Origin of the sequence: Mesorhizobium sp. M4A.F.Ca.ET.020.02.1.1, assembly GCF_004022645.1 — a bacterium.
Taxonomy (GTDB): Bacteria; Pseudomonadota; Alphaproteobacteria; order Rhizobiales; family Rhizobiaceae; genus Mesorhizobium.
The window spans coordinates 1-5,077 of the sequence record NZ_RZOI01000454.1; the positions used below are offsets into that span (position 1 = coordinate 1).

The 5,077-nt window shown below is 65.2% G+C and carries 5 protein-coding genes; 2 read left to right on the forward strand and 3 right to left on the reverse strand.

What is annotated here, in order from left to right:
* Positions 1 to 723: phytochelatin synthase family protein (locus tag EN742_RS23895; RefSeq protein ID WP_128333356.1), on the forward strand; the 723-nt coding region annotated here is incomplete at its 5' end.
* A 100-nt stretch (positions 724 to 823) separates the two neighbouring features.
* On the opposite strand, the gene EN742_RS23900 is transcribed toward EN742_RS23895, so the two are convergent.
* The 3 genes from EN742_RS23900 to EN742_RS23910 form a co-directional block, all read right to left on the reverse strand.
* On the reverse strand, positions 824 to 1,168 hold the full coding sequence (locus EN742_RS23900; RefSeq protein WP_126056555.1) for a hypothetical protein: 345 nt from the start codon (positions 1,166 to 1,168) through the stop codon (positions 824 to 826).
* A gap of 171 nt (positions 1,169 to 1,339) precedes the next feature.
* Positions 1,340 to 2,695 (reverse strand): sigma-54 dependent transcriptional regulator, encoded by a 1,356-nt coding sequence (locus EN742_RS23905; protein WP_126056554.1) that lies wholly within the window; start codon positions 2,693 to 2,695, stop codon positions 1,340 to 1,342.
* Between the two features lies 1 nt (position 2,696).
* The gene (locus EN742_RS23910) at positions 2,697 to 4,568 is read right to left on the reverse strand and encodes a sensor histidine kinase (RefSeq protein WP_126056553.1); all 1,872 of its coding nucleotides are present in this window, start codon (positions 4,566 to 4,568) and stop codon (positions 2,697 to 2,699) included.
* Between the two features lie 234 nt (positions 4,569 to 4,802).
* Here EN742_RS23910 and EN742_RS23915 point away from each other — a divergent pair.
* Positions 4,803 to 5,077: cation:dicarboxylase symporter family transporter (locus EN742_RS23915; RefSeq protein ID WP_128333357.1), on the forward strand; the 275-nt coding region annotated here is incomplete at its 3' end.

A 5,077-nucleotide genomic window follows, 5' to 3' on the forward strand; every position in this document is an offset into this window, starting at 1 on the left:
ATGTTCATGAAGCATGTCATTCGACTCGCATTGCTTGCCACGTTATTGGCCTCGATGGAGGCCAGAGCCGAGACGCTGCCGCTGCCGGCAAATCTCATCGGGGCGGCTTCCGATGCCGGTGAAGCGCTCTTGATCGAGGCCGATGCCCGCGAAGCCTATTTTACGCTGGCCATAAATTTCGTCACCCAGAAGAACCAAGCTTTTTGTGGGGTGGCCAGCAGTGTCATGGTTCTGAATGCCATTGGCGTTCCAGCCCCACCGGTGCCCGAGTATGACCCCTACAGCACCTTCACTCAGGACAATCTTCTGGATGCCCGCAGCGAGCAGGTCATTCCGGCTGAGACAATCAAAAAGCAGGGCATGACTTTAGATGAATTGGGTGGCCTTCTTGCGTTGCAGCCCGTGCAGGTTGAGGTGCGACATGCTGCCGACAGCAGCATGGACACCTTCCGCAAGGAGGTCCGAGGCTATCTCGCGACCAAAAGGCACTTTGTCATCGTCAATTACTTGCGCAAAGCCATGGGTCAGGAAAAAGGCGGCCACATCTCACCCTTGGCCGCTTATGATGCCGAGACCGACCGTTTCCTCATCCTCGACGTTGCTCGGTACAAATATCCCCCCGTCTGGGTGACGACAGCCGACCTATTTAACGCAATGAACACGCAAGACTCGGACAATGCTAACCGCACGCGGGGTTATGTTCTGATTGCTGCTAAGCCCTGATGGTGGCTGGGGCCAGGCGGCCCCGCTACAACGGCGCCATCGACAGCCGCGCCGCGGCCGGCGAGGCGCTTGGCTACCAGGCCCTGGTTGATAGGCCCGGTCAGACGACCAATGTCAACGTGGAGGCCAGCAGCATGACGGCGGCGATGCCGACGAACAGGGCATAGAGGCGGGGCCGGTCGAGCAGCAGCGCATTGCCCGATATCCAGGCGGATGTTGCCCCGCCAAGCGCGAACAGGAAGCCGTTGCGGTGGCCGAAGGTCATCGAGGCGGCCATCAGTCCGCCGATGATCAGCGCGCCGAACACGATGATCACCGCGACGGCGTATTTCTCGAAGTCGTTGCCACTCCCCATGGCCGGGCCGATCGCGTTCAAATTCGACAGTTCGTCCGGATCGAAGGGACTGGTCGACCCATATTCGTCTTGACCGACGGGTTCTCGCATCACTTAATCTCCGCTGCCCGGCAACAAACCATCAACATCGGCCAAGTGCAACCCGAACGCACCTCGCCAGGGGACTCCGCCGCGATCTTCGGGACTATCTGGTGCCGACGTGCCACGGTTCGCGGCGCCTTTCAAACGGCCGCGCCCTGCTTTCCGTTCCACCCGATTGAATTATCTGGAAAAATCGCTGCGCACGATGCCGTGCCGCTGCAACTTGTCGTAGAAGGTCTTGCGCGGAATCCCCAGCGCCTCGATCGTGCGCCGGACATCGCCGTCATTGCGGCCAAGTGTCTCGCGGATGATCTCGGCCTCGTAGCGGTCGAGCCGTTCGGGCAGCGGCATGGCAGCATCCGATTCGGCCGGGGCAGGCTGTTGCGCGCCGGCGCTGTCCTCAAGCCCGAGCACGAAACGCTCGGCGAAATGGGCGAGCTCCCGCACATTGCCGGGCCAGTCATGTTCTCTCAGATGGCGGGTAACCGCCGCCGGCACGGCCGGCATCGAGCGTTGGAAGCGGGCGGCCGCACGCTCGGCGAAATAGCCGAACAGCAGGGCCACGTCGTCGCGGCGCTCGCGCAGCGGCGGGATCGACAGCGTCACCACGTTCAGCCGGTAGTAAAGGTCCTCGCGGAAGGCACCTCGCTGGCCGGGATCGCCAAGATCGACCTTGGCGGCGGCGACGACGCGCAGGTCGACGGGCCGCACCTCATTGGTGCCGAGCGGCGTCACCTCGCGCATTTCCAGCACCCGCAGCATCTGCACCTGGGTCGAGGGCGGCATGCTCTCGATCTCGTCGAGGAACAGCGTGCCGCCGCTTGAATGCTCGATGCGGCCAATCCTCTTCTTCTGTGCGCCGGTGAAGGCGCCTGCCTCGTGGCCGAACAATTCGCTCTCGATCACCGTCTCCGGCAGCGTGCCGCAGTTCAGCGCCACGAAATTGCCCTGGGCGCGGCGGCTCCAGCGGTGCAGCAGGCTCGCCACCACTTCCTTGCCGGAGCCCGTCTCGCCGGTCACCAGAACGTCGACATCGGTATCGGCGATCTGTCTCAGCGTGCGGCGCAGCCGCTCCATCGCCGGCGTCTGGCCGATCAGCGGCAGGCTGTCCTGCGCCTGCTCGGCCGCCTCGCGCAAGGCCCGGTTCTCCATCACCAGGCGGCGCTTTTCGGCCGCCCGCCAGACACTTTGTGCAAGCCGGTCGGCCGCGAAGGGCTTGGTGATGAAGTCGTATGCGCCGTCCTTGATCGCCTTCACGGCCATCGCGATGTCGCCATGGCCGGTGACGAGGATGACAGGGATGTCCGGGTCTACCTCCACGATGTGGTCGAAAAGCTGCAGTCCGTCGATCTCGGGCATGCGGATGTCGGACACCACCACGCCGGCGAAACCGGCGTCGAGCCCGGCCAGAGCCTCTCGCGCCATCGAAAAGGCCGACACCGCGAAGCCGGCGAGCTCCAGCGTCTGCCTTGTCGCCTTCAGGAGATCGGCGTCGTCGTCGATCAGGATGACCGGGGCGGGGTCGTTGGTCGCCATGCTACGCCGCTTTCGCAAGATGGATGGTGAAACGCGTGCCCTCGGCGCCGCTCGCGACCTCGATGCGTCCGCCATAGTCGGCGACGATGTCCTTGGAGATGACGAGACCTAGCCCCAGCCCTTTCTCCTTCGAGGTGTTGAAGGGCGTGAACAGCGATTTCAGGATCGCCGGCGGAATGCCCGGCCCGTTGTCCGAGACATTGAGCACGACGCCGTCGTCTTTTTCCTCGACCAAAACCTCGACCCTGGCGCCGTCGCGACCGTCCAGCGCCTCCAGCGCGTTCTGGAACAAATTGATCAGCACCTGTTCCAGCCGCACCCGATTGCCCATGACCTTGAGTGCGGGCGGCGGCAGCGCGATATCGAGCGCGTCGAGCCGGCCGGCGAAACGGCTTCTGAGCAGCACCACCGCGCCCTCGATGACGCCGCGCAACTCGACCGGCTCGGCCGCCGTGCGGCCCTTGCGGGCGAAGGTTTTCAACTCGTCGGTGATGGTGCCGATACGCTCGGTCAGCGCCGCGATGGCATCGAGGTTCTCCTCGGCCGGCGCCGTCTGCTGGCGGTCGAGGAAGACGCGCGCATTGTCGGCATAGGCGCGGATGGTCGCCACCGGCTGGTTGATCTCATGAGCGACACCGGCGGCGACCTGACCGAGGATGGCCAGTCGATTGGCTTGCACCAGCTCCTGCTGCACCACCTGCAGCTTGGCCTCTGTGCTGCGATGGTCGGTGATCTCGGCCTGCAGGCGATCGCGGGCGCGGCTCAGATCCTCGGTGCGCTCGACGACACGACGTTCGAGCTCGGCGCGCGTCGCCTGTTCGGCGGCGATCCGCATCTGCGCGGATTGCCGGCGCCATAACAGATAGGCGGCAAGGCCGATGAGCGGCCCGATGACGCCGAGCGCCAGGAGCCGCATCTCGCGCTGGGCGGCGGCGATCGGCGCCTCGGCCGGAACGAGATAGTCGAGCCGCCACGGCGTCGAGGCGACCGGCGTCGACAGCCTGAGATATTCGCCATCGCTGCCGCCCGGCGTGATCGCATGCACTATGGACACGTCGGCGCTCAAGGGTTCCCTCCGCGTGATCGGCAGCGGCACCAGCGGCGCGTCGCCGAACTGCTGGCTGTCCCGGATTTCGGCAAGGGAGGCGCCGGCAAGCGGCGCCGTCGTCATGAAGCGCCAGGACGGCACGCTGGTGATCAGCACGACGCCATGCTCGTCGCTGACATAGGCCGGCCGGTTGGCCTCGTGCCAGTCGGCCTCGAGCTGGTCGAACTCCATCTTGACGACAACGACGCCAAGCGGTGCCGAGGCGCTGCCGACACGGCGCGAGATGTAGAGGCCGGGGCGCTTGCTGACATTGCCGAGCGCGAAATACTCGGCGGTTCCCGTCTGCATGGCGCGGGAGAAATAGGCGCGGAAGCCGTAGTCGTTGCCGACGAAGCTGGTCGGCTCGCGCCAGTTGCTCGACGCGACCGCCAGGCCGTCCGTGCCGGTGACGTAGAGCACCGACGCCTTGGTGCCGGACACCAGCCCTTCGAGCTTGCGGTTGAGCACGTCGATCGCGGCATTGGTGCGCGCGGTCAGCGCGTCATGCACCTGCTGGTCCTCAGACAGAAGCAGCGGCAGCGCGCGCGGGTTTTCCAGCACGGCGCGGAGCAGCGCTACCTTCAGGTTGGCGTCGGTGCGCCCCTGCGCGGCAAGCGCGTCGACCTCGACCGCGCGGCCATAAAGGCCGGCGCCGTAGAGCGCCGCGGCGATGATGGCGAGGGCCACGCCGGCAAACAGCAGCCACGCTCGGCGCGCCCTTTTGCCGAGCTGCTCGGGCGTTGGAGAAAGGCCGGCAATGGCGCCGGCTGCGGGGCGCTGCAGCATCGCCCATCTGTGCATGATTTCGCACAAAACACAATTCGACCCATGCGGATGGCCGCACGCCGCCGCCAGACCGGGCGGCCAGCGGCTCGAAAAAAACCAACAAAATCAAAGTAAGTCCGCGCCGACGGAAACTGGCACGCGGGTTGCAAAGACGGAATCGGCAGCCGCGAGGCTGTTGGAGGTCAAATGCCCCGGGAGGTCGAGCCTTTCGATCGGGGCGCAACGGAGGACGTCATGCAGACAGCATTCGCTGCCGCCGAGCCGCGCGGCAAGATACCCTTTTATCGGCATCTCTATGTGCAAGTCCTGGCGGCTATCGCCGCCGGCATTCTGCTCGGCCATTTCTATCCCGACATCGGCGCGTCGCTGAAGCCGCTCGGCGACGCCTTCATCAAGCTGGTCAAGATGGTGATCGCGCCGGTGATCTTCCTGACCGTGGCGACCGGCATTGCCGGCGTCTCCGACCTGCACAAGGTCGGCCGGGTCGCCGGCAAGGCGATGATCTACTT

Coding starts and splice junctions, on each gene's coding strand:
- EN742_RS23905 (WP_126056554.1), bottom strand. CDS start 2,695: ATGGCGACCAACGACCCCGCCCCGGTCATCCTGATCGACGACGACGCC.
- EN742_RS23900 (WP_126056555.1), bottom strand. CDS start 1,168: ATGCGAGAACCCGTCGGTCAAGACGAATATGGGTCGACCAGTCCCTTC.
- EN742_RS23910 (WP_126056553.1), bottom strand. CDS start 4,568: ATGCTGCAGCGCCCCGCAGCCGGCGCCATTGCCGGCCTTTCTCCAACG.